The organism is Kitasatospora sp. NPDC088160 (genome assembly GCF_044741445.1).
GTDB lineage: Bacteria > Actinomycetota > Actinomycetes > Streptomycetales > Streptomycetaceae > Kitasatospora.
Genome location: NZ_JBIUSS010000041.1, coordinates 34,755 through 60,303, shown reverse-complemented (window position 1 = coordinate 60,303; position 25,549 = coordinate 34,755). Strand labels below are relative to the sequence as shown.

General features: G+C 72.0%; 27 protein-coding genes. 16 read left to right on the top strand and 11 right to left on the bottom strand.

Annotated features, from left to right (window positions below; genetic code table 11):
- Positions 1-4: 4 nt before the first annotated feature.
- Positions 5-625 (bottom strand): DUF47 domain-containing protein, encoded by a 621-nt coding sequence (locus ACIOGZ_RS39970; protein WP_063348282.1) that lies wholly within the window; start codon positions 623-625, stop codon positions 5-7.
- 436 nt (positions 626-1,061) lie between these two features.
- On the opposite strand from ACIOGZ_RS39970, the gene ACIOGZ_RS39965 reads away from it, so the two are divergent.
- On the top strand, positions 1,062-1,454 hold the full coding sequence (locus ACIOGZ_RS39965; RefSeq protein ID WP_363586545.1) for a metal-sensitive transcriptional regulator: 393 nt from the start codon (positions 1,062-1,064) through the stop codon (positions 1,452-1,454).
- A gap of 70 nt (positions 1,455-1,524) precedes the next feature.
- Here ACIOGZ_RS39965 and ACIOGZ_RS39960 read toward each other — a convergent pair whose 3' ends face one another.
- Both ACIOGZ_RS39960 and ACIOGZ_RS39955 read right to left on the bottom strand, forming a co-directional pair.
- Positions 1,525-1,725 (bottom strand): hypothetical protein, encoded by a 201-nt coding sequence (locus ACIOGZ_RS39960; protein ID WP_363586546.1) that lies wholly within the window; start codon positions 1,723-1,725, stop codon positions 1,525-1,527.
- Between the two features lie 196 nt (positions 1,726-1,921).
- The gene (locus ACIOGZ_RS39955) at positions 1,922-2,821 is read right to left on the bottom strand and encodes a hypothetical protein (RefSeq protein WP_363624991.1); all 900 of its coding nucleotides are present in this window, start codon (positions 2,819-2,821) and stop codon (positions 1,922-1,924) included.
- A 162-nt stretch (positions 2,822-2,983) separates the two neighbouring features.
- Here ACIOGZ_RS39955 and ACIOGZ_RS39950 point away from each other — a divergent pair, with 162 nt between their 5' ends.
- Positions 2,984-3,181, top strand: coding sequence for a hypothetical protein (locus tag ACIOGZ_RS39950; RefSeq protein WP_363586548.1), 198 nt, complete (start codon positions 2,984-2,986; stop codon positions 3,179-3,181).
- Between the two features lie 14 nt (positions 3,182-3,195).
- On the opposite strand, the gene ACIOGZ_RS39945 is transcribed toward ACIOGZ_RS39950, so the two are convergent.
- Both ACIOGZ_RS39945 and ACIOGZ_RS39940 read right to left on the bottom strand, forming a co-directional pair.
- Positions 3,196-3,909 (bottom strand): phosphatase PAP2 family protein, encoded by a 714-nt coding sequence (locus ACIOGZ_RS39945; RefSeq protein ID WP_363586549.1) that lies wholly within the window; start codon positions 3,907-3,909, stop codon positions 3,196-3,198.
- A gap of 185 nt (positions 3,910-4,094) precedes the next feature.
- Complete coding sequence (locus tag ACIOGZ_RS39940) at positions 4,095-5,312, bottom strand: NlpC/P60 family protein (protein ID WP_400989533.1); 1,218 nt, start codon at positions 5,310-5,312, stop codon at positions 4,095-4,097.
- 248 nt (positions 5,313-5,560) lie between these two features.
- Between ACIOGZ_RS39940 and ACIOGZ_RS39935 the strand changes: the two genes are divergently transcribed.
- From ACIOGZ_RS39935 to ACIOGZ_RS39910, 6 genes are all read left to right on the top strand, one after another.
- Complete coding sequence (locus ACIOGZ_RS39935; RefSeq protein WP_350885142.1) at positions 5,561-5,911, top strand: hypothetical protein; 351 nt, start codon at positions 5,561-5,563, stop codon at positions 5,909-5,911.
- Positions 5,912-6,079: 168 nt separating this feature from the next.
- Entirely contained in the window at positions 6,080-6,895 is an 816-nt protein-coding gene (locus tag ACIOGZ_RS39930; protein WP_400989529.1) for a hypothetical protein, read from the top strand.
- 61 nt (positions 6,896-6,956) lie between these two features.
- Positions 6,957-8,183 carry a hypothetical protein gene (locus ACIOGZ_RS39925; protein ID WP_400989528.1) on the top strand — a complete coding sequence of 409 codons (1,227 nt, stop codon included), beginning with the start codon at positions 6,957-6,959 and terminating at the stop codon, positions 8,181-8,183.
- A gap of 7 nt (positions 8,184-8,190) precedes the next feature.
- Positions 8,191-9,765, top strand: coding sequence for an SCO6880 family protein (locus tag ACIOGZ_RS39920; protein ID WP_350885148.1), 1,575 nt, complete (start codon positions 8,191-8,193; stop codon positions 9,763-9,765).
- 54 nt (positions 9,766-9,819) lie between these two features.
- On the top strand, positions 9,820-11,169 hold the full coding sequence (locus tag ACIOGZ_RS39915) for an ATP-binding protein (RefSeq protein ID WP_363586551.1): 1,350 nt from the start codon (positions 9,820-9,822) through the stop codon (positions 11,167-11,169).
- Between the two features lie 225 nt (positions 11,170-11,394).
- Positions 11,395-13,194: a bifunctional metallophosphatase/5'-nucleotidase gene (locus ACIOGZ_RS39910; protein ID WP_363624999.1), complete on the top strand. Its 1,800-nt coding sequence runs from the start codon at positions 11,395-11,397 to the stop codon at positions 13,192-13,194.
- A 74-nt stretch (positions 13,195-13,268) separates the two neighbouring features.
- On the opposite strand, the gene ACIOGZ_RS39905 is transcribed toward ACIOGZ_RS39910, so the two are convergent.
- From ACIOGZ_RS39905 to ACIOGZ_RS39885, 5 genes are all read right to left on the bottom strand, one after another.
- On the bottom strand, positions 13,269-14,756 hold the full coding sequence (locus ACIOGZ_RS39905; RefSeq protein ID WP_400989527.1) for a sensor histidine kinase: 1,488 nt from the start codon (positions 14,754-14,756) through the stop codon (positions 13,269-13,271).
- A complete protein-coding gene (locus tag ACIOGZ_RS39900) occupies positions 14,753-15,523 on the bottom strand; it encodes a response regulator transcription factor (protein ID WP_363586554.1) in 771 nt (256 codons plus the stop codon). The genes ACIOGZ_RS39905 and ACIOGZ_RS39900 overlap by 4 nt, the downstream gene beginning before the upstream one ends.
- A gap of 63 nt (positions 15,524-15,586) precedes the next feature.
- Positions 15,587-16,723, bottom strand: coding sequence for a S1C family serine protease (locus tag ACIOGZ_RS39895; RefSeq protein ID WP_400989525.1), 1,137 nt, complete (start codon positions 16,721-16,723; stop codon positions 15,587-15,589).
- 125 nt (positions 16,724-16,848) lie between these two features.
- Positions 16,849-17,910: a LacI family DNA-binding transcriptional regulator gene (locus ACIOGZ_RS39890; RefSeq protein WP_363632082.1), complete on the bottom strand. Its 1,062-nt coding sequence runs from the start codon at positions 17,908-17,910 to the stop codon at positions 16,849-16,851.
- A gap of 126 nt (positions 17,911-18,036) precedes the next feature.
- The gene (locus ACIOGZ_RS39885) at positions 18,037-18,768 is read right to left on the bottom strand and encodes a response regulator transcription factor (protein WP_350885162.1); all 732 of its coding nucleotides are present in this window, start codon (positions 18,766-18,768) and stop codon (positions 18,037-18,039) included.
- 679 nt (positions 18,769-19,447) lie between these two features.
- Here ACIOGZ_RS39885 and ACIOGZ_RS39880 point away from each other — a divergent pair.
- The 7 genes from ACIOGZ_RS39880 (at position 19,448) to ACIOGZ_RS39850 (ending at position 24,197) form a co-directional block, all read left to right on the top strand.
- A complete protein-coding gene (locus ACIOGZ_RS39880) occupies positions 19,448-19,741 on the top strand; it encodes a MoaD/ThiS family protein (RefSeq protein ID WP_363586557.1) in 294 nt (97 codons plus the stop codon).
- 5 nt (positions 19,742-19,746) lie between these two features.
- On the top strand, positions 19,747-21,123 hold the full coding sequence (locus ACIOGZ_RS39875) for a hypothetical protein (protein ID WP_363632083.1): 1,377 nt from the start codon (positions 19,747-19,749) through the stop codon (positions 21,121-21,123).
- Positions 21,124-21,303: 180 nt separating this feature from the next.
- Positions 21,304-22,029 carry a DUF2993 domain-containing protein gene (locus ACIOGZ_RS39870; RefSeq protein ID WP_400989524.1) on the top strand — a complete coding sequence of 242 codons (726 nt, stop codon included), beginning with the start codon at positions 21,304-21,306 and terminating at the stop codon, positions 22,027-22,029.
- A gap of 299 nt (positions 22,030-22,328) precedes the next feature.
- Entirely contained in the window at positions 22,329-22,409 is an 81-nt protein-coding gene (locus ACIOGZ_RS39865; RefSeq protein ID WP_350517234.1) for an Ms5788A family Cys-rich leader peptide, read from the top strand.
- A gap of 231 nt (positions 22,410-22,640) precedes the next feature.
- Positions 22,641-23,477, top strand: a complete 837-nt coding sequence (locus ACIOGZ_RS39860; protein WP_063351213.1) for a sulfurtransferase — start codon at positions 22,641-22,643, stop codon at positions 23,475-23,477.
- A 38-nt stretch (positions 23,478-23,515) separates the two neighbouring features.
- Complete coding sequence (locus tag ACIOGZ_RS39855) at positions 23,516-23,806, top strand: DUF1416 domain-containing protein (protein WP_030059605.1); 291 nt, start codon at positions 23,516-23,518, stop codon at positions 23,804-23,806.
- A 118-nt stretch (positions 23,807-23,924) separates the two neighbouring features.
- Positions 23,925-24,197 carry a DUF3099 domain-containing protein gene (locus tag ACIOGZ_RS39850; RefSeq protein ID WP_350885170.1) on the top strand — a complete coding sequence of 91 codons (273 nt, stop codon included), beginning with the start codon at positions 23,925-23,927 and terminating at the stop codon, positions 24,195-24,197.
- A gap of 3 nt (positions 24,198-24,200) precedes the next feature.
- Here ACIOGZ_RS39850 and ACIOGZ_RS39845 read toward each other — a convergent pair whose 3' ends face one another.
- Positions 24,201-24,563, bottom strand: coding sequence for a DsrE family protein (locus ACIOGZ_RS39845; protein WP_063348267.1), 363 nt, complete (start codon positions 24,561-24,563; stop codon positions 24,201-24,203).
- A gap of 348 nt (positions 24,564-24,911) precedes the next feature.
- Between ACIOGZ_RS39845 and ACIOGZ_RS39840 the strand changes: the two genes are divergently transcribed.
- Positions 24,912-25,514 carry an FABP family protein gene (locus tag ACIOGZ_RS39840; protein ID WP_350885173.1) on the top strand — a complete coding sequence of 201 codons (603 nt, stop codon included), beginning with the start codon at positions 24,912-24,914 and terminating at the stop codon, positions 25,512-25,514.
- The last annotated feature ends 35 nt before the right edge of the window (positions 25,515-25,549 follow it).

Sequence of the window (25,549 nt, the reverse complement as noted above, 5' to 3'; positions counted from 1 at the left end):
AGGGTCAGGACTCCTTGACGGCGATGGTCTCCACCGTGTTGGCGACGTGCTCGAACGCGTCCGCCGCCTCCTCAAGAACGTCCACGACCTGCTTGAGCTTGAGCACCTCGATGGCGTCGTACTGGCCGGAGAACAGGTGGGCGAGCAGCTTGCGGTGGATCTGGTCGGCCTGGTTCTCCAGCCGGTTGACCTCGATCCAGTACTCGGTGAGGTTCGACATGCTGCGCAGGTTCGGCATCGCCTCGGCGGTGAGCTCGGCGGCCCGGGCCAGCACCTCGATCTGCTGCTCGATCCCCTTCGGCAGCGTCTGGATGTCGTAGAGGACGACCAGGTCGACGGCCTCCTCCATGAAGTCCATGATGTCGTCCAGCGACGAGGCGAGGTTGTAGATGTCCTCGCGGTCGAAGGGCGTGATGAAGGACGAGTTCAGCTGGTGGAACACGGCATGGGTGGTGTCGTCCCCGGCGTGCTCGGCGGCGCGCATGCGCTCGACGATCTCCGCGCGGGCCGACACGTCTGATCCCAGCAGTTCCAGCAGGAGCTTCGAACCGACGACGAGGTTCTCCGCGGCGGCAGAGAACATGTCGTAGAAGCTCGTCTCCTTCGGGGTCAGGCTAAAACGCACGGAAATCTCCGATGTGCGGGGTAGGGACTGAACGATGCTAGGTGCAACCAAGCGCAATCGCGCAAACGGGGTGGTGATGGTGGAGGCGGAACCTCCTCTTCCGTTCGGCTGCCGCACCAGCTGACCCGGACCGCACACCCAGGTGCGGACGTGAGCCCCCAGTCTGACGGAACCTCGCCCGGATTGTCCCCGTGGTACGTACGGAAGACGGGGGCGCCGCTCAGACGGGTGAACCGCGCGGCGGCCCGCCCGCAGCCCGTTCGCAGACCATCCGGAACCCGTTCGCAGACCATCCGGAACCCGTTCGCAAACCGTCCGGAACCCGTCCGGAACCCTTCGGCACATGCCGCGTCGGCCGTCGGAACACCACGGACGGCCCCGGTGTTGGACACTGGTGGCCGACGCAGCCACCAGGCATCCAGACGAAGGCGGGCCGATGACCACGACGCAAGCGCGCACCGAGCCGGACCACGGGCACGGCACCGACGCGCAGGCCGACGCACCCGCCGCCCCCGCGGCCGCCGCAGGACATCAGGGCGGGCACGGTCCGCACGGCTACAGCGCGCAGAAGGACGCCCACCTCAAGCGGCTGCGCCGGATCGAGGGCCAGATCCGGGGCCTCCAGCGCATGGTCGACGAGGACGTCTACTGCATCGACGTGCTCACCCAGGTCTCGGCCGGCACCAAAGCGCTGCAGTCCTTCGCGCTGTCCCTGCTGGAGGAGCACCTGCGGCACTGCGTCGCGGCCGCCGCCGAGGAGGGCGGTGCCGAACTCGACGCCAAGGTCGCGGAGGCCACGGCCGCGATCGGCCGGCTGCTGCGCAGCTGAGGCCGGGCCGGGCGAGCGGGTCCGGGCCGCGCACGCCCCCGGTCGCCGACACCCCCGAGCCGCGAACGCCCTACCCGTCGGCCTGCCGCCAGGCCTCGCCGTCGGTCCGCCCCGGCTCGGTCCGGTCGAGCAGCACCTCGTCGATCCGCTCGGTCGGCAGCCGGTCGCCGGTGCTGGCCGTCGCGGCGATCATCAGCTCGCCGGCCAGATCGATCTCGTCGAGGGCCGCGTCGTCGTGGCCGCCGCTGCGGCCGCCCGTGGACGACACCACCTGCACCACCCCTTCAGTGCCTCGCCAGCCCGGGCGGCAGCCACCCGACGTCCAGCCTAGGCACTTCGGAGCCCGTCCACATGGCACGGACGGGCCATCTCGACGCCGCCGAAACGGGTGACCGCCGCTCCCCGGGCGGCCACCCGCTCCGGCGGCGCCCCGGTTCGCCCCGGCGCCGGAGCCCTGCCCCGGCGGCCTACTTCGGACTTTCCGAGGGCTTCATCGCGTAGATGTCCGAGGCCGGCGGCTCGGCCGCCTCCACCGGCTTGCCGAAGTCCGTCACCGAGGTGGTCGACGTCACCTTCACCTGGTCCTTGGCCTCCTTCGAACCGGCCACCCCGGCGAAGGTGAACACCTCGACCACCTTGTGCAGCCGGCCCTGGTCGTCCAGCCAGGCGTCGTACGGGACCTCCTTCACGGTGAAGGTCTGGGCCCCCATCCGCAGGCCGTCCCCGCCGCGGCCGCCGGTCGCGTCGGCCGCCTTGGCCAGGTCCAGGGTGCCGCGGTAGTGGTGCAGCGCCACCCCGTCGACGGTCTCGGTGCCGACCGCGTCCGCCTTCTGCGCCCCGCGCAGGGCGCCCGCCGCCGAGGCCGGGTCGGTGGCGCCGCTGCTGACCAGGTTGCCGTCCGGCAGCTGGCGCACGTCCAGCTTGACCCACTTGCCCTCGGGCACCTTGGCGCCGCTGTTCTGCAGGTAGACGGTGCCCGGCAGGACCACCTCGACGATCTTCCCGGTGGTCGCCGCGCCCGGCGGCACCTGGACCTCCAGTCGGCCGATCCGCTTCACGTAGTCGTAGCCGCCCGTCCCGGTGAAGACGGCCTTCTTCTCGGACGACTCGGTGACCAACTCGGTGGCGGTGTGCGCGGAGCCGGTGCGGCCGGTGATGTCGGCGGTGTTGCGCACCGCCGTCAGCGGGTCCGCGGCGAGCTGGTCGGGGGCACCCGACTGCTGGTCGGAGGAGCCGCCACCGGAGCCGGCCGCGCAGCCGGCGGACAGGCCGGCCAGGGCGGCGGCGAGCAGGGCGGCCCCGGCCGCCGAACGCAGATGCGGCCGCGGACGGCGCCCCGGCCGTCCGCCACGTTGCTGGTCGGTCATCTTCATCCTCGCGACAACCCCCTCGGGCCCGACTGCCCTGCCGACACCACCAGGTGAACAGAGCTCTTTCCGGGCAAACGAGTTGAGCCGCGAAGGGTTACGCGGAAGAGGTCTTGTGGACGGCATCGCGCGCCCGGCGCCCGGCGCGTTACGGTGAACCACGTGCACAGTGAGCTGCCGGCCTCCCCCGGCACCGCCCGGATGCCCGAACACCGCGTCGCGGTCAGCGAGCGCGGTTCCTTCGCCTTCGCGACCTGCAGCTGCGGCTGGTTCTCACCGGCCCGCCGCTCGCGCGACCTGGTCCGGCGCGAGGGGGACGACCACCTCGCGCTCGCGGAGAGCGGCGGCGGACCGGGGTAGCCGGGCCGGGCGGCTCACGCCGCCAGATCGGACTCCGGCGGCTGCTCCTCGGAGCGCACCGCCCCGCGCTCGCGCCCGCGCCGCCGGCCGCGCGGGCCGCCGCCGGCGCGCTCCGGCGCCCGGATCAGCGGGGCGAGGGCGGTCCGGCCCAGCGCGTGGCAGAGCGGGACGAGCACCGCCATCGCGATCGGCGCCAGCAGCAGCACCACCGCGGCGGCGAGCGCGAAGCCGCCGATCACGTCGGTCGGGTAGTGCACGCCCATGAACATCCGGCAGAAGCCCTGCAACAGGGCCAGGCCCCCGGCGATCCAGCCGAGCCGCCGGTTCACCAGGAACAGCGCCACCGCCACGCCCATCGTCATGGTCGAGTGGTCGCTGACGAAGGAGTGGGTGCCGGCCTTGCCGTCCACCAGCACCAGCAGCCCGCTGTGGTCGACGAACGGGCGCGGACGGTTCACGATCGCGGCGATCGGCAGGTTGGCCAGCTCGGCGATGGCGACGGAGAGCGGCACCCAGAGCAGCCCGGCGACGGCCACCGGCGCGTCCGGGCGGCGTCTCGCCTGCAGCCAGGCCACCAGGCCCAGCATCGCCAGGCCGATCAGGATGCCGTACTCACCGATCCACGAGACCAGGTGGTCCAGCCACTGCGGGGAGCGCTTGGCCAGTCCGTTGACGGCGTAGAGCAGGCCGAGGTCGGGGTTGGTCGTGTCGGCAAGCGGCGTCGACACGCCGCACCTCCTTCTGGTCCGCTGCAGCTGTTCGATCCGGTCGGGGCCCTTCCCGGCGCGGGAAGCTGACGGTGGGCCATCGGGACCAACGTCATCGCCGGGGCACAGCGTTCCACGGAAACGCGCGGTTATGGAAACTTGACTCAGCGTCCACAGGGCACTCACACCTCGGGGCCACGGGCGGCTCAGTTCTTCGCCGCCGGCCGCCCCGCCCCGGCGGGGTCCGGGCCGGTCGGGGCGGGCGGCGCGGCGGCCACGGGCGGTCCTGCGGCGGGCCGGGTGGCGGCGCTGCTGGGGCTCACCAGGGCTGCCGGGGCCACCGGGGCCGAAGGGGCGGTCGCCGCGGTCGGGCCGGTCGGCGTCGTCGAGCCCGGGCGGCTCGGGGCGCTCACGGAGCCGTCCGCGTTGCGGGCCGGCAGCGCCTGGGCGCCGTCCGAGGTGACCCGGGTCGCGCCGATGTACTCCCTGGTGTCGATCTTGTCGTAGCGGATCACCGCGCCGGTGTGCGGCGCGTTGATCATGTAACCGCCGCCGACGTAGATCCCGACGTGGTGGATGCTCCGAGGATCGTTCAGGTCCGTCGCCCAGAACACCAGGTCGCCCGGCCGCAGCTGGTCGCGCGACGGGTGCGGCCCGGCGTACCACTGGTCGTTCGCCACCCGGGGCAGCGTGATGCCCACGCTGGCGTACGCCGCCTGGGTCAGGCCCGAGCAGTCGAACCGCCCGTTCTGCGAGGGCAGCCCCTCCCCGCCCCACAGGTACGGCGTCCCGAGCTTGCTCTGCGCGAAGTAGATCGCCCCGGCCGACTGCCCGGACACCTCCACCGGCGCCGTGGGCACCGAGAAGCTGCGGGCCATCGCCTGAATGTTCCTCACATAGCCCTGGGTCTCCTTGTACGGCGGCACCCCGTTGTACTTGGTCACCGCGTACGGGCCGGCGTTGTAGGCGGCCAGCAGGTTGGCCTGCCGGTCGCCCGGGACCTTGGCGACGTCCTTCGCGAGCGCGCAGTCGAAGGTGGCCGCCGAGGCGATCGCGTCCAGCGGGTCCCAGACGTCCTTCTTGCCGTCCCCATTGGCGTCCGTGCCGTACGCCGCCCAGGTATCGGGCATGAACTGCGCCATTCCCTGTGCCCCGACGCCCGATTGGGCCTTCGGATCGAAACCGCTTTCCTGGTAGAGCTGTGCCGCGAGCATCGGCGGCGAGATCTCCGGGCAGAGCGCGCCCCACTGCTGGATCGGCGCCTGGAACGCCGCCGGGACCGTCCCCGGCGAGAGTGCGGCGCGATTCGCCGACTGCTGCGGCGTCCCACTCGCCGCGAACGTCCCCGCCGTCACCAAACCGAGCAACCCGAACGTCACAACTCCCGCAGCGGCGGCGGCCGTACCGGCCTTCCGGAGTACCATTAGCACCATCCCGACGAATCGTCAGTCGAAGTGTTCCGGAAGGCGTTGCTCACCGCAATCATCAGAGATACAAAGAGTGAGCGCTATCCTTCGTACGGTGGACATCCTCGCGTACGTGCCCGGTGCCTCACGACCAATCCGCGAGAAGTAGCCAAGTCGACATCAGATCTGGCCAAGAATAGGTACCGACCCTTCGCGCGGGCGGGGTCAGGGCCCTTGAATTTGCCTGATCGGGCGGTGAGATGGAAATGAACCTGAGCAGCGTGCACACGAACGCGATCGGCCACCTGGCCGAGGACCCTCCAAAGAAGCCGAATATCGACACCATCATCGGCGGGATCGCCCCGGACTGGGGCCCGTTCGCGACCCTCGGGTCGGAGGCCAGGGTGATGGTCGAGGTCATCATGGCCGTCGCCATCCTCATCTGCCTCGGCATCGCCGTCTGGGGGGCGGCCAAACAGCGGATCGGTGCGACCGCGATGCGCGACAGCTTCGGCGCCGAACAGGGCAAGGGGCTGATCGTCGCCGGTCTGACCGGCGTGTTCATCATTGGATCACTCGGCACTCTGTTCACCATTGTCTACGGCATGGCGATCTGACGATCGGACAGCAGTAGCCAGGCCCGCCCGCCCCGGGGCCAGGTCCCCGTCCGGACCGCCCCGAGCCCACCCGCCAGCAGTCCACCCCCCGTTCCCACCCTCCGTCCGCGCCCGCCCCCGGCGGAGGGCCCCCGGAGCCCCCCGGCTCCCCGCACCAGGAGGGCCGCCGTGCCGTTGTCCGACGACCAGCCGCACACCCGTACGCGGCTGCCGGTCGGCGAACAGCCCTCCTCCCAGCCGACCCCGCGTCAGGCCCGACCGCTCCGCACCCTGCTGACCGTCCTCGTCGTCGTCACCCTGCTCGTCGTGGCCATCGCCATCGCCAACCGCGACAAACCCGACCCCGGCACCACCGGCCGCTCCGCCGACCACGCCGCCCCCACCGCGCCCGCCGGCGCCGGCCCCGCCCCCAGCGGCGACCAGCCCGTCGGCACCACCACCAACGGCATCGGATCCGGCTACCCGCACACCGACCAGGGCGCCCAGTCCGCCGCCGCCAACTACGCGGTGGCGATCGGCTCCGCCGACATGTTCCGCGCCGACAGCCGCCACGCCATCGTCGCCACCATCGCCGACCCGGGCGCGGTCTCCGGCCTGCAGAGCCGCCTGGACCAGGGGTTCGGCGGTGACACCGCCGCCCGTTACGGCCTCGACGCCCAGGGCCGCGCGCCCAAGGGCCTCACGTTCGTCAGCCGCACCGTCCCGGTCGGGGCCAAGTCGACCGGCTACAGCGACGGCGACGCCAAGGTCGAGGTCTGGTGCACCGGCCTCACCGGCCTCGCAGGCGAACACTCGGTCCAGCCCGTGACGACGAACTGGTTCACCCTCACGCTCTCGCTCCACTGGACGGGCAGCGACTGGAAGCTCACCGACTTCACCAGCAAGCAGGGCCCCGCGCCGATGCCGGGGGACCAGCAGGCCGCCACCGCCGACGAGATCACCGGCGCCGTCCAGCAGTTCGGGGGGTTCCGCTATGCCCGTTGACCAGACCTCACACCGTTCCACCGCACGCCGAGCGGGCACGCTGGCGGGGGCGTTCGCCGCCTTGCAGGTCGCGGCGCTGCTGGCGGCCCAGCGGGTGTTCGCCGAGCCGTCACCGACGGCCACGCCGACGCCGACCACGACGCCGAGCGCCAACTGCCCTGACCTGCCGATCTCCGGCAACGGCATCCTCTGCGTGGACAAGCCGGGCGTCGGCTCGCTCCCGGGCAGTGGGACCGTCGGGAGTGTGACCGATCCGTTGGGGTCGTTGGCCAAGGGGTGTGCCCAGGCGGCGGCTTGGGTGGTGCGGAAGCTGTCGAGCGCGATCGACGGGACGACGCAGGTGGACTTCACCAATGCGTCGTTCCTGCAGCAGTACGCGGTGGTGTTCGCCGTGTCGACGGTGATCACGCTGGTGCTGTGGCTGCTGGCGGTGACGAAGCGGGCGGTGCGGGGGGCGCCGTTGGCGACGGCGTTCACGGAGGCGATCGGCTTCCTGTGGCTGACCGTCGTGGCGTCCGCGTTCACGCCGCTGATCCTCTACACCGTGGTGAGCGTGACGGACGGGCTGACCAAGGCGATCGCGGTGGGGACGAAGTCGGACACCGGGTCGTACCTGGGCGCGTTCGCCGACACCCTGGAGAAGGGTGACATGGGCGGCGGCCCGCTGATCCTGATCATCGTGTCGCTGGTGGCGGTGCTGGCGGCGGCGGTGCTCTGGATCGAGCTGTTGATCCGGGCGGCGATGCTGTACGTGGGCGCGCTGCTGGGTACGGCGGTGTACGCGGGGTTGGTGGACAAGCAGCTGTGGAAGCACGTGCGCCGGTGGGCGGGGGTGATGGTGGCGGTGGACCTGGCGAAGCCGATCATCGTGGTCATCCTGGGCCTGGCGGGTGCGGTGGCGACGGGTGCCGGGGCCAGCGACGACTTCGCGCGGGTGCTGTCGGGGCTGGCGATCCTGTTCCTGTCGATCTTCGCGAGTGCCGCGGTGTACCGCTTCGTGCCGGGCTTCGGCGACGAGATCATGAACATGCGCCATGCCCGGGCGAGCGCGGTGTCGGCCGGATCGGCGATGATCAACGGCACCGCGAACCTGATGAAGCAGGGCATCACCACCCACGGTGACCGCGGGCCGGTCGGTGCGGGTGGCGGCGGCGGGGGTGCGGGCGGCGGTTCCGTCGCGCCGGGCATCGCCGCGCACGCCGGGCGGACGCCGGCGCCACCACCGCAGGCCGGGCCGCCGCAGACCTCGGTTCCGATCCGCGACAGCAACTCAGCGAAGGGAGGGTGACGGGTAAGTGAGCAGTGAACCGCTCGGCCAGTACGGAGCCCAGTACGCCCAGCCGTACGTGCACCAGCGCCGCACCTACCTGATCGGCAAGGCCCGCCCGAACGCGCCGATCGGCCGCAACCGGGAGTCCGGCGAGATCGTCCTGATCATCTTCGGGGCGTTCCTCGGCATGCTCTGGGGCCTGCTGATGCCGATCCTGCCGCTGCGGATCGGCGGCCTGATCGGCCTGCCGATGGTGGCCATCGCGGCGGTGTACGTGCCGTACCGCAGGCGGACGTTCTACAAGTGGGCGGAGATCAACCGCACCTACCGCCGGACGGTGCGGAGCGGCCGGTCGGTGTGGCGCTCGGACGTGATGGACGCCGGGACCCGGATGGACGGCCGCGAGGTGGAGGTCGGCCCGCCGCCCGGGGTGGGGCGGCTGCGCTGGCTGACCGCGCCGTTCGGGCCGGACGAGGTTGGGGTGCTGATGCACCTGGAGCGGCGGACGGTGACGGCCGCGATCGAGATCGAGGGCCCGGGTGTAGGCCTGCGCGACTCGGAGGACCAGGAGGCGCTGGTCGACCGGTTCGGCACGCTGCTGAAGCACGTCGCCAACGGGGACGGCTTCGTGACCCGGTTGCAGATCCTGGCCCGGACGCTGCCGGCCGACCCGGACGCGCACGCCAAGGACGTCGAGCGGCGCGGGGACCACGACGCGCCGCGCTGGCTGCAGGACTCGTACGACCAGTTGCAGTCGATGGTGTCGACCTCCTCGGAGCAGCACCGGGCGTACCTGGTCGCGTGCATGCACTACACCCGCGACCTGGCGGCCGAGGCGCACGCGATGGGCCGTACGGCGACCGGTCGGCGGGCCCGGGACGACGAGGGGCTGGCGGCCGTGATGGCGCGCGAGCTCACCGACATCTGCGCCCGGCTGGCGGAGGCGGACATCCGGGTGCGCCAGCCGTTGGGGCAGGCCCGGCTCTCCTCGCTGCTGCACTCGATGTACGACCCGGACCACCCGATCGACCACATCCAGGCGATGTCCCGGCGCAACGCCTGGCCGGCCGAACTGGACGCGACCAACCCGCAGTACCTGGAGGCGAAGACCCGCGAGTCGGCGACCCGGGAGCCGTGGTGCCACGCCACCGCGTGGATCAAGGAGTGGCCGCTGACCCCGGTGGGGGTCAACTTCCTGGCGCCGCTGCTGGTGCACACCCCGGACGTGATCCGGACGGTCGCGGTGACGATGGACCTGGAGCCCACCGACGTCGCGATCGAGCGGATGCTGACCGAGAAGACCAACGACGAGGCGGAGGCCAGCCGCGCGGCCAAGATGAACCGGACGGTCGACCCGCGCGACCTGGCCCACACCGGCCGGGTGGACCAGCGCGGCGACGACCTGGCCTCCGGCGCGGCCGGCGTGAACCTGGTCGGCTACATCACGGTGTCCTCGCGCAACCCCGACGCGCTGGCCCGGGACAAGCGCACCATCCGGGCCTCGGCCGGCAAGAGCTACCTCAAGCTGGAGTGGTGCGACCGCGAGCACCACCGGGCCTTCGTCAACACCCTGCCGTTCGCGACCGGCATCCGCCGCTGACACCCGGTCCGCACCGCTCCACCACCGCCCGTCGACCAGACCAGGAGGCCGTACATGGCGCTCGGCAACCTCTCCGAGGCGTTCACCAGCCTGATGTTCGGCAAGGTGGAGACCACCCGGCTGCCGGTGCGCACCTCCACCGGCCAGGCGCAGGCGGTCTACCTGCCCACCGCCGCGCCGGGGCTGGGCGACTCGGGCGTGATCATCGGCCGTGAGGTGTACAGCGGCAAGGGGTACGTCTACGACCCCTTCCAGCTGTACGGGCAGCAGCTGCCGGCCCCGCACTGGCTGGTGCTCGGCGAGTCCGGCAACGGCAAGTCGGCGCTGGAGAAGACGTACGTGCTGCGGCAGTTGAGGTTCCGCGACCGGCAGGTCGTGGTGCTCGACGCGCAGGGCGAGGACGGCGTCGGTGAGTGGAACCTGATCGCCAACGCGCTGGGCATAAAGTCGATCCGGCTCGACCCGATGGCCGCCCGGGACGGCGGGGTGAAGCTCAACCCGCTGGATCCGGCGATCACCCAGACCGGCCAGCTGTCGCTGCTGCGCACCATCGTCGAGGTGGCGATGGGGCGGGGTCTGGAGGAGCGGGCCGGGTTCGCGCTGAAGGCCGCGCACGCCCATGTGGTGGCGACGGTGACGGACCGCCAGCCGGTGCTCGACGACATCATCGACACCCTGCGCAGCCCCGAGCTGTCCTCGGTGGAGTCGCTGGGCGTGGCGGTGGACGAGGTGCAGTCCTGGGGCCTGGACGTGGCGCTGGTGCTGGACCGGCTGGTCGACGGCGACCTGCGCGGCATGTTCGACGGGTCGACCACCGACGGCATCGACCTGGACGCGCCGCTGATCGTCTTCGACCTCTCGCACATCGACCGGAACTCGATCGCGATGCCGATCCTGATGGCGATCGTCGGCGTGTGGCTGGAGCACACCTGGATCCGGCCGGACCGGAAGAAGCGCATCTTCCTGGTCGAGGAGGCCTGGCACATCATCAACAGCCCGTTCGTGGCACAGCTGTTCCAGCGGCTGCTGAAGTTCGGCCGCCGGCTCGGGCTCTCCTTCGTCGCGGTGGTGCACCACCTGTCGGACGTGGTGGACGGCGCGGCGGCCAAGGAGGCGTCGGCGATCCTGAAGATGGCCTCCACCCGGACGATCTACATGCAGAAGGCGGAGGAGGCGCGGGCCACCGGCCGGGTGCTGGGCCTGCCGCGCTGGGCGGTGGAGATCATCCCCACCCTGTCGCCGGGCATCGCGGTCTGGGACGTCAACGGCAACGTCCAGGTGGTCAAGCACATCATCACCGAGGCCGAGCGGCCGCTGGTGTACACCGACCGTGCGATGACCGAGGACGCGGTGGCCGAACGGGACCGGGCCGAGCGGCAGTTGGCGGCCGAGCCGGGAGTCTGAGCGGCCGGCGGGGGTCCGGGCGGCTCTGCAGGGCGGCGCCGGGAGGCTCGGACGGGGGCAGCGGCCCTGGTCGGACGGCGACGGTTCGTCAGGAGGTAATCCTCTCGTTACGTTCGACATCCTGACAGCTACGCGCGTTGACTCTAGGCTTCACAGGCGCAACACATCGCTCAGACGCCCGGTCCAGTCCACAGCGGGCGCTCCTCCAAGGTGCAGGGGACCCTCATGCTCACCGTCAGATCCCGACGCGCGGCGCTCGCCGTCGTCGCCGCCGCAGGTCTGTTCGGCACGGTGGCCGTGCCGACGGCCGCGCAGGCCGCCGACGCCAACGCCAAGCGTCACAAGACCGTCAACCTCCAACTGCTGGCGATCAACGACTTCCACGGCAACCTGGAGCCCCCGGCCGGCTCGTCCGGCACCATCCGGGAGATCGACCCGGCCACCGGCAAGGAGGTCTCGACCCCGGCCGGTGGCATCGAGTACCTGGCCACCGAGCTGCGCAAGGCGCGGATCCCGGCCGACGACTCGATCACCGTCGCGGCCGGCGACATCATCGGCGCCAGCCCGCTCACCTCGGCGCTCTTCCACGACGAGCCGACCATCGAGGCGATGGACAAGCTCGGCCTGGACGTCACCTCGGTCGGCAACCACGAGTTCGACGAGGGCGCGCAGGAACTGCGGCGCATGCAGGACGGCGGCTGCCACCCGGTCGACGGCTGCTACGAGCCCGGCCGCACGTTCAAGGGCGCCAACTTCAACTACCTGTCGGCCAACGTCACCGACGAGAAGACCGGCAAGCCGCTGCTGGCCCCCTACTGGGTGACCAAGTCCCAGGGCGTGAAGGTCGGCTTCATCGGCGTCACCCTGGAGGGCACGCCGAACATCGTGACCGCCGAGGGCGTCAAGGGCCTGAAGTTCGCCAACGAGGTCACCACGATCAACAAGTACGCCGCCGAGCTCAAGGCCAAGGGCGTCAACTCGATCGTCGCGCTGATCCACGAGGGCGGCTACCCGGCCAGCAGCGTCTACAACTACGACTGCGGCCCGGCCGGCCAGGGCATCTCCGGTCCGATCGTCGATATCTCCAAGAAGCTCGACCCGTCGATCGGCGCCATCGTCACCGGCCACACCCACAACGCGTACGCCTGCACCATCCCCGACCCCAACGGCGTCCCGCGCTCGGTCACCAGCGCCGCCTCCTTCGGCCGGCTGTACACCGAGATCGACATGAAGCTGGACAAGACCACCGGCGAGATCGTGCGCCCGACGGTCAAGGCCGAGAACCACGTGGTGCGCCGCACCGTCGAGAAGGCGCCCGACATGACGGCGCTGGTCGACCACTACTCCAAGCTGGCCGCCCCGATCGCCAACCGGCCGATCGGCTACATCGCCTCGGACATCAACGGCCGCGGCAACAGCGACCTGGAGAAGCCGCTCGGCGACCTGATCGCCGACGCGCAGGTGGAGGGGCTCGCCCCGGCCGCCAAGGGCGGGGCGCAGATCGCCTTCATGAACCCCGGCGGCATCCGCGCCGACCTGGTCTACAAGGCCTCCGGCGCCGAGGGCGACGGCGTGGTGACCTACGGCGAGGCGTTCACCGTCCAGCCGTTCACCAACATGATGCAGGTCAAGACACTGACCGGCGCCCAGCTGGTGCAGCTGCTCCAGCAGCAGGTCAGCGGCTCCAACGAGGCCGCGCCGAAGATCCTCCAGGCGTCCTCGGGCCTGCGCTACACCCTGGACATGCGCAAGACCGGTGCGGACCGGGTGGTCGTCGACTCGATCCGGCTGAACGGCGCTCCGATCGACCCGGCCGCCAAGTACCGGGTCGCGGCCAACGAGTTCCTGGCCGGCGGCGGCGACGGCTTCCCGGCCTTCGCTGCCGGCACCGACAAGCTCGTCGGCGCCTCCGACCTGGACGTCTTCGCGGCCTACCTGGGCGCCCACAGCTCGGCGGCCTCGCCGCTGAAGGCCCCGGCGCAGGACCGGATCAAGGTCATCGGCCCGGGCGTCGACATCGACTGACCGTGAGCCGGTACGGGACGGGCGGGGCGCTGTCGGGGTGCCCCGCCCGTCCTGCGTTGTCCGCGGGTCCCGCCCTATTCGGGGGTGGGGCCGCCGGGCAGCCGGACGGTCGCCAGCGCGCCCGGTCCGCCGTCCCCGGCCGGGCCCAGCGACACCTCGCCGCCCGCCTCCCGGACGCTCTGCGCGACGATCGACAGGCCCAGGCCGGAGCCGGGCAGCTGCCGCGAGGACGGCGAACGCCAGAACCGGTCGAACACGTACTGCAGTTCCTCCGGCGGAATGCCGGGGCCGTGGTCGCGGACGGTCAACACGCCCTGCTGGAGCCGGACTTCGATGGTGCCGCCGGGCGGGCTGTACTTGACCGCGTTGTCCAGCAGGTTGATCACCGCGCGTTCGAGCCCGGGGGCGTCGCCGTGCACGAACCAGGGGTCGGTCGCGGTCTCGAAGACCAGCCCCGGGCCGCGCAGCTTCGCCCGCTCGACCGCCCGTCCGGCGATCTCGTGCAGGGCCACCACGGTGGGGTTGTGGACCGGCTTGGGGGAGTCCGGGCGGGACAGCTGGAGCAGGTCCCCGATCAGGACGGTGAGCTCCTGCATCTGCGCCTTCATGTTGCCCAGCAGCTTGGTCTTGGTCGCGGCGGGCAGCGGGCGGCCCGTGTCGTTGCTGCGGATCAGCAGGTCGACGTTGGTGCGCAGCGAGGTGAGCGGGGTGCGCAGCTCGTGCCCGGCGTCGGCGATCAGCCGGGTCTGCCGCTCGCGGGAGTTGGCGAGGGCGGTGCTCATCGAGTTGAAGGAGGTGGAGAGCCGGGCGATCTCGTCGTTCCCCTGGACGGGGATGGTGGTGCCGACCTCCTCGGTGCGGGCGATGTGCTCGACGGCGTCGGTGAGTTGGTCGACGGGCTTGAGCGCGGACCGGGCGACCACGCGGCCGGCGATGGCGGCGAGGATGATCCCGCCGAGGGCCACGCCGCCGAGGAGGAGGGCGAGCCGCTGGAGGGAGTCCTCGATGGGCTGGGAGGGGGTCGCGACCATGACGACGACGGGCACCTGGAAGCTGTGGTTGAGGGTCAGCCGGACGATCGCGGGGTCACCGTTGGTGTACCTGCCGTCCCGGATGATCGACTGGCCCGGCTTGAGCCGGAATCCGGCGGCGTCCTCCGACGTGGTCGCGATGGCCTTGGTCGCCCCGGGGGGCAGGCAGACGCCCCCGGCCCGGAGGAACTGGGTGTCCCGGGGGACGGCCCCGCTGATGTCCGGGATGCCGACGCCGCGCTGGTTCTCCAGCGCGGCTTCCGGGGTGGCGTAGCAGGTCAGGGGGTACTTCCCGATCGGTGCTGCGGGAGCACCCGCCAGGTCCGCCCGGACCTGGTCGTACAGCTGCTTCTCCACGATGAACCAGCAGGCCAGCGCCGACAGGGCGATGGCCACCGCGACCGCGGCCGCGCTCAGGAAGGTGAGGCGGCTGCGGAGGGAGCGGGAGCGGAGCCAGTGGGTGAGGCGCCGGCGGCGGGGGGCGCCGGGTGGAGCCAGTGGCGGGGGCGGGTAGGGCGTGGGGGAGGTCACGTGGTGGCGCCGGCGGCCGGGCGCAGGGCGTAGCCGACGCCGCGTACGGTCTGGATGAGGCGGGGCATGCCGCCCTGCTCGGTCTTGCGGCGCAGGTACATCACGTAGACGTCCAGGGAGTTGGAGGAGGGTTCGAAGTCGAAGCCCCAGACGGCCTTGAGGATCTGTTCGCGGGTGAGGACCTGGCGGGGGTGGGAGAGGAACATCTCCAGCAGCATGAACTCGGTGCGGGTGAGTTCGACGGGCTTGCCGGCGCGGGTGACCTCGCGGGTGGCGGTGTTCATCCGCAGGTCGCCGAAGGCCAGCACCTCGCTCTCGTCCTCGGCGGCGGCGCGGGCGGCGGCCTCGGTGGCGAGGGCGTTGCGGCGCAGCAGGGCGCGGACGCGGGCGAGCAGTTCGTCGAGTTCGAAGGGCTTGGCGAGGTAGTCGTCGGCGCCGACGTCCAGGCCGGTGACGCGGTCGCCGACGGCGTCGCGGGCGGTGAGCATCAGGACGGGGACGGTGTCGCCGCGGGAGCGCATCCGGCGGACGGCGGTGAGGCCGTCCATCCGGGGCATCATGATGTCCAGCAGGACGAGGTCGGGCCGGTCGCGTTCGACGGATTCCAGGGCCTCGTAGCCGTCGGTGGCGGTGGCGACCTCGTAGCCCTCGAAGGCGAGGCTGCTCTCCAGGGCGTCCCGGAGGGCGGGTTCGTCGTCGACCACGAGGAGCCGGGCGGAGGGGTGGCCGGCCTCGGCGGGGGTGCGGTCGTCGGCGGACGGGGTCATGGGCTGCTGCCCTTTCTCGTCGGGTGGAGGGCCTGCTGGGAGTACCGGGGGTAATTGTCCGTCTTACAGGTTCTGGCCGGCCTCCAGTTTCGGCAGAACCTGCTTGATGTCGTTGATCGGGATGGCGAAGCCGAGGCCGACGCTGCCGGCGCTGCTGCTGCCGCCGCCGGCGGTGGAGCTGGCGCCGCTGGGGGCGTACATCGCCGAGTTGATGCCGATGACCTGGCCGTTGGCGTTGATGAGCGGGCCGCCGGAGTTGCCGGGGTTGAGGGCGGCGTCGGTCTGGAAGGCCTTGTAGGTGGTGGTGCTGCCGCTGTTCTGCTGCGGGAGGTTGCCGCGCGTTCCGGGCAGGTTGGGCAGGCCGGGCAGGCTGGGGAAGCCGAAGCCGCCGTTGCTGCTGGTGGTGCCCTCGTCGAGCTGGACGGTGACGTCGCGGTTCTCGGCGCTGATGATGCCGGAGGTGACGGTGCCGGTGAGGCCGTCGGGGTTGCCGATGGCGACGACGGGGTCGCCGACGGCCACGCCGGAGGAGTCGCCGAGGGTGGCGGGGGTGAGGTTCTTGCCGCTGCCGGCGGTGATCACGGCGACGTCGAGGGACTTGTCGGTGCCGGTGACGGTGGCCGCGGCGGTGGAGCCGTCCTTGAAGGTGACGGTGATCTGGCCGCCGTCGGCGGCGGTGTCGATCACGTGGTAGTTGGTGAGGATCCGTCCGCTGGTGTCGAGGATGACGCCGGTGCCGGTGGCGGTGCCGTTGCCGTTCTTGACGGTGATCTGGACGACGCTCGGCGAGACGGCGGCGGCGATGGCCGGCACGTCGGCTCCGCCGTCGGAGCGGGCGGAGACGGGGCTGGCGACGGTGCTGGTGCGGGTGGCGGAGCCGTGCTGCTCGGCGGCGACGAACCCGCCGGTGACGCCGCCGATGACGGCGGCGACCGCGGCGACGGCGGTGACCAGGGCGAGCCGCCCGCGCAGCAGGCCGCGCCGGGTGCGGTTGCCGTGGCCGCCGTGGCCGCCGGGCCGGCCGGCGGTGGGCGGCTCGGGGGGCATGGGCGGGGGCGGGGAGTCGAAGCCGCCGGCCGAGTGGTCCTCGCGGTACCCGTAGGCGGTCGTGGCGGCGCTGCTGCCGAGGACGGTGCCCTCGACCACGCGGGGCTCGTACGGGCCGTACTGCTCGTCGTGGTGCTGCTGCTGTTCGCTCATGCAGACCAAAGTCCGCCTGGTGGATGAGGATGGCATGAGAACCGGCTCAGAAGGGTCCGAGAAGCCCGTTGGGTTCTCATAAAGCCTGGTCAGGCGGTGTGCGGCGGCGGGTGGAGCGGAGTGCGCTACTCCGCTTCCCCGGTCGGGACCGCCGCGGCGCCGCCGCAGCCGCAGGAGCGCCGGATCACCAGGCGGGACGGGAACTTGCGGACCCGCTCGGTGTCCGATCCGGGCACCATCAGCGAGTCGTCGAGCACCAGGTCCACGGCGGCCCGGGCCATCGCGTCGCGGTCGGAGGCGACGGTGGTCAGCGGCGGGTCGGCGAGCGCGGCCTCGGGGACGTCGTCGAAGCCGGCCACCGCGAGGTCCTCCGGGACCTTCAGGCCGACCTCGCGGGCGGCCCGCAGCACGCCGATCGCCTGGTCGTCGGTGGAGCAGAAGATCGCCCGCGGCCGGTCCGGCGAGCGCAGTACCCCGAGCGCGACCTCGTACGCGCCGTAGCGGTGGAAGGGCGCGTCGATCAGGTGGGGCTCGGTGGGCAGGCCGTGCGCGTCCATGGCGCGCTGCCAGCCCTCGACGTGGTCGATGACCGGGTCGCCGGGGGCGGGGGACTCGACCGGGCCGCCGAAGCAGGCCACGTACGGGTGCCCGTGCACCTCCAGCAGGTGGCGGACGACGGCCTCGGCGCCGCCCACGTCGTCGGTGACCACCGCGACGTCGTCGATCGCCTCGGGGCGGCGGTGCAGCAGCACGACCTTGGCGCCCTCCATCGCGGCGAACTCCTCGGCGGCGCGCTGCGAGGGGCCCTGGCTGACCAGGATCAGGCCGGAGACGCGCATGCCGAGGAAGGCCCGGACGTAGTGCACCTCGCGGTCGTCCACGTAGTCGGAGTTGCCGATCAGCACGAGCTTGCCGCGCTCGGAGGCGGCCCGTTCCACGGCGTGCGCCATCTCGGCGAAGAAGGGCTGGCGGGCGTCCGGGACGACCATGCCGATCAGGTTGGTCCGGCGGGAGGCCATCGCCTGGGCGACGCTGTTCGGCCGGTAGCCGAGCTGCTCGATCGCGGCGAGGACCTTCTCCCGGGTCGCGGGCGCGACCGGGCGCGGCCCGTTGTTGATGACGTAGCTGACGACCGCGGTCGAGGTACCAGCCAGCCGGGCTACATCGTCGCGCGTCACTTTGGCCACGGGGGGAGTCTACGCGTGTGGCGTGCGCGTCGGCAGTGGGACCTGGGGCTTTCCGGCAGGGCTTTCGGCAGGTGCCGGGGGAGCGAACCGGACAAGCCGGGCGGGGTCGGCCCGCCCGGCCGCCGGTCAGGCCTCCAGCGGCGCCGAGGGGCGCTGGGCGAGCTCCGGGCGCTCGCCCTTCTCCGGCTTCTCCGGGACGACGAAGCGGTAGCCGACGTTGCGCACGGTGCCGATCAGCTGCTCGTGCTCGACGCCGAGCTTGGCGCGCAGCCGTCGGACGTGCACGTCCACCGTCCGGGTACCGCCGAAGTAGTCGTAGCCCCAGACCTCCTGCAGCAGCTGGGCCCGGGTGAAGACCCGGCCGGGGTGCTGGGCGAGGTACTTGATCAGCTCGAACTCCTTGAAGGTGAGGTCGAGCGCCCGGCCCTTGAGCTTGGCGGAGTAGGTGGCCTCGTCGACCGAGAGGTCGCCGTTGCGGATCTCCATCGGGCTGTCGTCGGTGCTGATGTGGAGCCGGCCGAGTGCGAGCCGCAGCCGGGCCTCGACCTCGGCCGGGCCGGCGGTGTCCAGCAGGACGTCGTCGATGCCCCACTCGGCGGTGACGGCGGCGAGGCCGCCCTCGGTCACCACCAGGATCAGCGGGCAGCCGATGCCGGTGGAGCGCAGCAGCTGGCAGAGGCTACGGATCTGCGGCAGGTCGCGCCGGCCGTCGACCAGGATGACGTCCGCACTGGGGGTGTCCACCAGGGCGGATCCCTCGGCGGGGGCCACCCGGACGTTGTGCAGCAGCAGGCCGAGGGCCGGCAGCACCTCCGCGGAGGGTTGCAGAGCGTTGGTGAGGAGGAGGAGAGAACTCATACCCGGTAGTCCCCTTTCCGGGTCGTCGCGGTCGCGTTACGGCTGCCGCCACAGCCGGATGGCGCACGTGCTGAGGGCGGGGGGAGGAGGACGGACGCCCGAGGAGCGCCGGAGGACCGGCCGGTGCGCAGGACGCGACGGCGCACGCGCCGAGGGTCCCGCAACCCCTGGCGCACCGTTTCTGCCCTGTTCATCCCGCGAACCCTCCGGTTTGTTCCGGTCCCGGGCGGCGGCCCGGGTGCCGGGTGGACACCCCGGCCGGCCGGGGCACGTCGTCGTGCCGCGTGGGGCGGGGCGGTTCCCGCGACGCGCCGGGGGTGGGCCGACGAATCGCAAGAATGTCCGTACTGGCGTCCTGAAAGCACAAAAGGACCCGGGGGCGACTCTGCCCGGATCCCTCTTGGACGTCGAGAATAGCCGACGGCCCTCCGCGCCGGGAGGGCTCGAATCCGGCGGTTCGCCCAATCCGGGCGCGCGCCGGGTGAGCCTGGACACAGCTTCGAGCCGTCCTCCGGGCCCCCTCGGCCAGGGCGATTGCCCCTCGTGGCGGCGGACACGCCATCATGGGACGCACATCGGCGGCGCCGTGCGAGTCCATCTTTCGGGTGGTCGGGCGGCCCGGTGGCGAGCCGGACCGGGGCACCGGGGCCGGGCGAGGACGACGAGAAGGGGTGGCCCGATGGGTGCGACCACGGAGCCCGCGAGCGGCGCCCGGGTGCGCGGGACGATCCGCTACTGGGCGGCCGCGAAGTCCGAGGCCGGGCTGGCCGAGGAGCCGTACGAGGCGGTGACCCTGGCGGAGGCGCTGGCACAGGCCAGGCGGCGGCACGCGGACCGGCCGAAGCTCGTCCAGTTGCTCGGGCACTGCTCCTACCTGGTCGACGGCTCCCAGGTCGGCGGCCGGGACCACACGGCCGTGCCCCTCACCGAGGGCGGCACGGTCGAGGTGCTGCCCCCGTTCGCGGGAGGCTGAGCGGCGTGACGGACATGAACAACGCGAACCAGGGCGGCTACGGCGAGTGGCCGCAGCAGTCCCCGCCGCCCCAGCCGCCCTACCGGCATCCGCAGCAGCAGCCCCACCCCCCGTACCCGCAGCCGCCGTACCCGCAGGCCCAGGCGCCGCAGCCGGGGCAGCAGCCGCCGTACGGCTACCCGGGGTACGGTCAGCCGCCGATGGATGACGCGGCGACCACGCTGCTGCCGCCCGTCCCCGCGCTGGACGACGCCACGGCGACCACGCTGCTGCCGCCCGTGCCGCCGATGGACGACGCGGCCACCACGCTGCTGCCGCCCGTGCCCCCGATGGACGACGCGGCCGCGACGACGCTGCTGCCGCCGGTGGTCGTGTCCGGCGCGATGCCGACCGCTCCGCCGGCCTGGACGCCCGCCCCGCCGCCGCCGGCGGCACGGCATGCCGCGCCGCCGCAGGCCCGGCACGCCGCTCCGGCACCGGTCCCGCGGCAGGCGGCCCCGCCGACGGCGCCCCCGCAGCAGGGGCAGGGAGCGCCCGCCCTCGACTCGCCGACCATGACGCTCAAGCGCCCGGTCGCCCCCGGCGGCCCGGCGGGCGCCCCGGCCGCGCCGCCGTACGCGGCCGTCCCGGCGCGGCCCGCGCCGGTGGCACCGCCCGCCGGCCCGCGCGGCCGGACCGGTTCGCCGATCATCGATCCGGGCCTTCAGCCCGCGCTGATCACCGCCGGCGTGGCCGCGCTGCTGGCCGGCGGCGCCGCGCTCGGGCAGGTGGCGCTGGCACTGGTGGTGGCGCTGCTCCAGGTGCTGACGGCGGCCGGCTGGTTCCGGCTGAACGGGATGTGGCCGGCCCGCCAGGGCATCGCGCTCGCCGCGCTGGCCGGGCTGACCGCGGACGCGGCGGTGCTGCTGGCGGACTCCGAGGGCAGCGTGGCGGCGGTGGTCGGCACGCTGGGCGGGTTCTTCCTGCTGGTCCTGGTGCTGCAGACGTTCCGTCCCTCGGACCCGAAGGAGCGGTTCTACGCGCTGACGGTGCTCGGCTCGGCCACGGTGGTGACGGCGCTGTGCACCTCGCTGCTGGTGGCCGACTGGGTGCCGGCCGGGGTGGGCGCGGTCGCGCTGGCCACCGTGCTGGCGGCGGCGCCGTTGCCCGGCCCGAAGCTGCTGGGCCCGGTGCTGGGCCTGGCGGCGGCGGTGCTGCTGGGTCTGCTGGTGGGCGCGCCGCCGGCGCTGGGGGTGCTGGCGGGGCTGGGTGCGCTGGTCGGCCGACGGGTCGCGGCGTACGACTTCCCGTCCCGGTTCGTGCACATGACGGCGGGCGTGGCGCTGCCGCTGGCGGTGGCCTCGCCGCTGATCTGGATCGCCACGGACCTGCTGGCCGGCTGACACCCGGCCGACGACGGCGAGTCCCGCTCCGGAACCATGCTCCGGGGCGGGACGTCGTACGGTCGGGCGGGAACGGCCTTGGCCGGGGCCGCCATGGAACGCCGGGCAGGGAACGCCGGGCGAGGAACACCGGACGAGGACAGCGAACGACGACGGCGACCGGCGACGACGGGGAGTGCGATGCGCGGATGGCTGAAGGCGACGATCGGCCTGGTGGTGCTCTCCGGCCTGCTGGTCGGTGCCGACCGGATCGCGGTCGGGGTGGCCGAGGACCAGGCCGCCGACCGGATGGTGAGCAGCGGCCGGATGAGCCAGCGGCCGGACATCTCGATCGAGGGCTTCCCGTTCCTCACCCAGGCGCTGTCGATGAAGCTGGACGACGTCCGGATCTCCTCCGACGGCCTGACCGTCGGTGACGGCGGCCGCCAGGTGGCGCTGCGCTCCTTCAAGGCCCGGCTGTCCGGCGTCACGGTGAGCGACAGCCTGAGGAGTGCCACGGTGGACAGCGGCACCGGCAGCGGCCTGATCTCGTACGCGGACCTCGCGCAGCTGCTGCCGCCGGCCTCCCAGCTGATGTCGGGGGCGGGCAAGCTGCCGGTGGGCGGCAACACCCGGCTGGCCCTGTCGTACGGCGGGCCGGGCAAGATCAAGGCCGCGCTGGGGCCGGTCGCGGTCGGCGAGGGCTCGGTGCACAGCAGCGGGAGCACCGTCACCGCGGACGGCTTCCAGCTCAGCGCGCTGGCCGGGATGTTCGCCGGGGTCACCGACCAGCGGCTGAAGCCGGTGAGCTTCACCCTCGACTCGCTCCCGGCCGGGCTGAAACTGGCCGACAAGGACGGGGCGACGCCGCTGCCGGAGGGCCTGCAGCTGACCTTCGAGGGCAAGGGCGTCAACCTGCTGGGCTGACCGGCCGGTCACTTCCGCTCCCGTGCCGTTCCCTCCCTCCGTTCCCTCCCTCCGTTCCCTCCCTCCGTTCCTTCCATTTCTTCCGTCTCCTGCGTTCCGCTCCGCGAGACGCGCCGTCCGGCGCGTCTCGCGGAGCGGTGTCGTTTCCGCCCGTTGTGGGCCGCCCGGGGCCGCCGGCCTCGGGCGGGACGGCGGCCCCGCAGGCCATGAAAGGGTCAAATCTCGGTATTCGGGCTATTCAGTCTCGACATTCGGTACGCTGATGACAGCGGGCCTCCGGTGTCCCTAGCATCGTCGACATGAAGCGACAGACGGATCTCACGAAGCGGCGGGCGGTCGACCTGTGCCGCGTGGCCGCCTGTCTGTGTCGAATGCGCTAACTCGGCGTTTTGGCTGGGCAGTTGAAGCCCGCCGCCGATTTTCCCGGTGACCTTGCCCGGCCACCCCGGCCGGCCGTCGCCGCCGTACCCCGCAGCTCCCCGCCGGTCGGCCCGGACCGCCACTCCCGTCCCAGTATTCGGACAGGAATTCGGACCGCAGTCGCCCGGGCACCCAGCAGCACCTCCCGAGCAGAACCTTCCGCACACCGCCCTCGGATGGAGAACACCACCATGAGCCGCAGCGACGTCCTGGTCGACGCCGACTGGGTCCAGGCCCACCTGGACGACCCGAAGGTCGTCATCGTCGAGGTCGACGAGGACACCTCCGCGTACGACAAGAACCACATCCGCAACGCCGTCCGGATCGACTGGAAGCAGGACCTCCAGGACCCGGTCCGCCGCGACTTCATCGACCAGGCCGGCTTCGACGCGCTGCTCAGCGCCAAGGGCATCGCCAACGACGACACCGTCGTGCTCTACGGCGGCAACAACAACTGGTTCGCCTCGTACGCCTACTGGTACTTCAAGCTGTACGGCCACGGTGACGTCCGCCTGCTGGACGGCGGCCGCAAGAAGTGGGAGCTGGACTCCCGCGACCTGGTCGCCGAGGTGCCGGCCCGCGAGGCCACCGAGTACCGGGCGCAGGCCGCCGATTCCTCGATCCGCGCCTTCCGCGACGACGTGCTCGCGGCCATCGGCCAGCTCAACCTGGTCGACGTCCGTTCGCCCGACGAGTTCTCCGGCAAGCTGCTCGCCCCGGCGCACCTCCCGCAGGAGCAGTCGCAGCGCCCCGGCCACGTGCCGAGCGCCCGCAACATCCCGTGGGCCAAGAACGCCAACGACGACGGCACCTTCAAGAGCGACGACGAGCTCAAGGCGCTGTACGAGGCCGAGGGCATCGACCTGGCGAAGGACACCATCGCCTACTGCCGCATCGGCGAGCGCTCCGCGCTCACCTGGTTCGTCCTGCACGAGCTGCTCGGCCAGGAGAACGTCAAGAACTACGACGGTTCGTGGACCGAGTACGGCAGCCTCGTCGGCGTGCCGATCGAGCTCGGCAGCAACTGAGCCCGCGGCTCGACCGTCGTCAGAAGGGAAGACAAGACATGTGCGGTGCGAAGGCCGGCGGCCCGGACCTGGCAGGAGTTGACGTGGCGAACGAGACGATCATCCAGGGTTCGGTGACCCGCGACGGTGAGCCGGTCAACGGCTACGTCCGGCTGCTCGACGAGGGGGGCGAGTTCACGGCCGAGGTGCCCACCTCGGCGACCGGCCAGTTCCGGTTCTTCGCCCGCCCGGGCAAGTGGACCCTGCGCGCGCTGGTGCCGGGCCAGACCGTGGACCGTCAGGTGGTGGCCTCCCAGGGCACCGCCGTCGAGGTCGCGATCGCGGTCTGATCGGTACCCGATCCGCCCGTTCCACCTGAGCCACCCGAACCACCCGATCCGCCTGATCCACGGGCGGAGTGCACCGAGGGCCCTGCCGCGGCAGGGCCCTCGGTCGTACCGTGGAGACGTGCAGACAAGGCGGCGGCGGCATTACTACTTCGCCCTGATGGGCGTCTGCCTGGGCCTGTTCGTGCTGGCCTGGGGCGTGGTGAGGTTCTTCTCCGTGCCCGCCGCGATCGGCATGTGCGTGGTCGCGATGGTGATCCCGCCGGCCGCCGCCGTGTTCGCCAACAAGCGGGACCCGGACGACGACTGGTGGAACGACCCGCGCTGGGACGATCCGAAGTGGGACGAGCCCGGCCACGACCGGGACCGCCCCGACCACGAGGAGCACCCGTAGCCGTCAGTAGACGAGTGCCTGGACGTTGTCCGCCATGATCTCGCTGACGAAGACCTGCGCGCCCGCGATCCGGACGCCCTCGACGGTGTCCTGCTGCACGATCCCCCGGCGGGCCGCACACTGGGTGCACAGCGTCACCGAGCCGCTCGCGAGGATCGCCTCCAGCAGGTCCGGAAGCGGTGCCGCGTGCGGCAGTTCGAACTCCGCCGCCCGCCCCGGCAGGGCGAACCAGGAGGACTCCCCGGTCAGCCAGAGCGAGACCTCGATCCCGCTGGCGACGGCCACCGCCGCGACGGTGAACGCCTGCGAACACCGCTCCGGCGCATCGGCCCCGGCGGTGACCTTGATGACGAGTTTCTTCGACATGGCGCCACCTTAGAGGGCTCGCGGCCCCCGCTCGCCGTCATCCCGGGATCCCTTGGGGAAACCTTGGACGGCGGAGGAGAATCGGCGCGAACGATGACGTGGTGGGGCTCACCGCGACCGGTCGATGACCGGCGGATAGAGTGAGCGGCAGCAAAATCCACCACACTGTCGCCGCCTGGGAGCCACCCGTGTCCGGTCTGGAAATCTTCTTCGACGGTCTGCTGGCCCTCATGGCCGTGCTGATCACCTGGTTCGCCATCTTCTCGGTGATGAAGCTCTACCAGGGCCAGCGCTGATCCTGCCGTACGGTTGAGGCAGCCCACACCGACGACGACAGCGACCAGGAACATGATCGAGATCCCCTCTGACCTCCACAAGGACGTCGTCCCGCTCGCCTTCCTCCTCGGCACCTGGGAGGGCGCGGGCGTCTATGCCCCGTTGCCAGATGAAGAGGGCCCTGGCACCGAGAAGTGCAACTTCGGCCAGGAGATCGTGATCCGGCACGACGGCCGGCCCTTCCTGGAGTTCCGCTCCCGCACCTGGGTGCTGGACAACGAGGGCGAGAAGGTCCGCCCGCTGGAGAACGAGCACGCGTTCTGGCGCATCACCAGCAACCACGACGGCACCAGCGGCGTCCGCGGGATCGAGATCTCGTCCGTCCGCGACGACGGCACCGTGGAGATCTGGTACGGCGAGCTGGCCGACGGCAAGCCGCAGATCGACGTCTCCACGGACGCGGTCGCCCGGATCGAGGGCTCGCCGGAGTACTCGGGCGGCAAGCGGCTGTACGGCTTCGTCAACGAGGAGCTGCTCTGGGTCGGCGAGAAGGCCGCCCCGAACGTGCCGCTGCGCCCGTACATGTCGGCCCAGCTGAAGAAGGTGCTCAGCCCGGCCCAGCTGATCAAGGACATCAACGACCTGCCGGACGACGGCATCGCGTTCTTCAAGTGAGCCCGGCGCTCCGCTGAGCGGTACGGCTTTCGCGT

Bases quoted from the DNA above. Each gene is read 5' to 3' on its own strand.
- ACIOGZ_RS39965 (WP_363586545.1), top strand. From the start codon at position 1,062: ATGACCACGACGCAAGCGCGCACCGAGCCGGACCACGGGCACGGCACC.
- ACIOGZ_RS39955 (WP_363624991.1), bottom strand. From the start codon at position 2,821: ATGACCGACCAGCAACGTGGCGGACGGCCGGGGCGCCGTCCGCGGCCG.
- ACIOGZ_RS39940 (WP_400989533.1), bottom strand. From the start codon at position 5,312: ATGGTACTCCGGAAGGCCGGTACGGCCGCCGCCGCTGCGGGAGTTGTG.
- ACIOGZ_RS39935 (WP_350885142.1), top strand. From the start codon at position 5,561: ATGAACCTGAGCAGCGTGCACACGAACGCGATCGGCCACCTGGCCGAG.
- ACIOGZ_RS39915 (WP_363586551.1), top strand. From the start codon at position 9,820: ATGGCGCTCGGCAACCTCTCCGAGGCGTTCACCAGCCTGATGTTCGGC.
- ACIOGZ_RS39910 (WP_363624999.1), top strand. From the start codon at position 11,395: ATGCTCACCGTCAGATCCCGACGCGCGGCGCTCGCCGTCGTCGCCGCC.
- ACIOGZ_RS39900 (WP_363586554.1), bottom strand. From the start codon at position 15,523: ATGACCCCGTCCGCCGACGACCGCACCCCCGCCGAGGCCGGCCACCCC.
- ACIOGZ_RS39895 (WP_400989525.1), bottom strand. From the start codon at position 16,723: ATGAGCGAACAGCAGCAGCACCACGACGAGCAGTACGGCCCGTACGAG.
- ACIOGZ_RS39885 (WP_350885162.1), bottom strand. From the start codon at position 18,768: ATGAGTTCTCTCCTCCTCCTCACCAACGCTCTGCAACCCTCCGCGGAG.
- ACIOGZ_RS39880 (WP_363586557.1), top strand. From the start codon at position 19,448: ATGGGTGCGACCACGGAGCCCGCGAGCGGCGCCCGGGTGCGCGGGACG.
- ACIOGZ_RS39870 (WP_400989524.1), top strand. From the start codon at position 21,304: ATGCGCGGATGGCTGAAGGCGACGATCGGCCTGGTGGTGCTCTCCGGC.
- ACIOGZ_RS39865 (WP_350517234.1), top strand. From the start codon at position 22,329: ATGAAGCGACAGACGGATCTCACGAAGCGGCGGGCGGTCGACCTGTGC.
- ACIOGZ_RS39860 (WP_063351213.1), top strand. From the start codon at position 22,641: ATGAGCCGCAGCGACGTCCTGGTCGACGCCGACTGGGTCCAGGCCCAC.
- ACIOGZ_RS39855 (WP_030059605.1), top strand. From the start codon at position 23,516: ATGTGCGGTGCGAAGGCCGGCGGCCCGGACCTGGCAGGAGTTGACGTG.
- ACIOGZ_RS39845 (WP_063348267.1), bottom strand. From the start codon at position 24,563: ATGTCGAAGAAACTCGTCATCAAGGTCACCGCCGGGGCCGATGCGCCG.
- ACIOGZ_RS39840 (WP_350885173.1), top strand. From the start codon at position 24,912: ATGATCGAGATCCCCTCTGACCTCCACAAGGACGTCGTCCCGCTCGCC.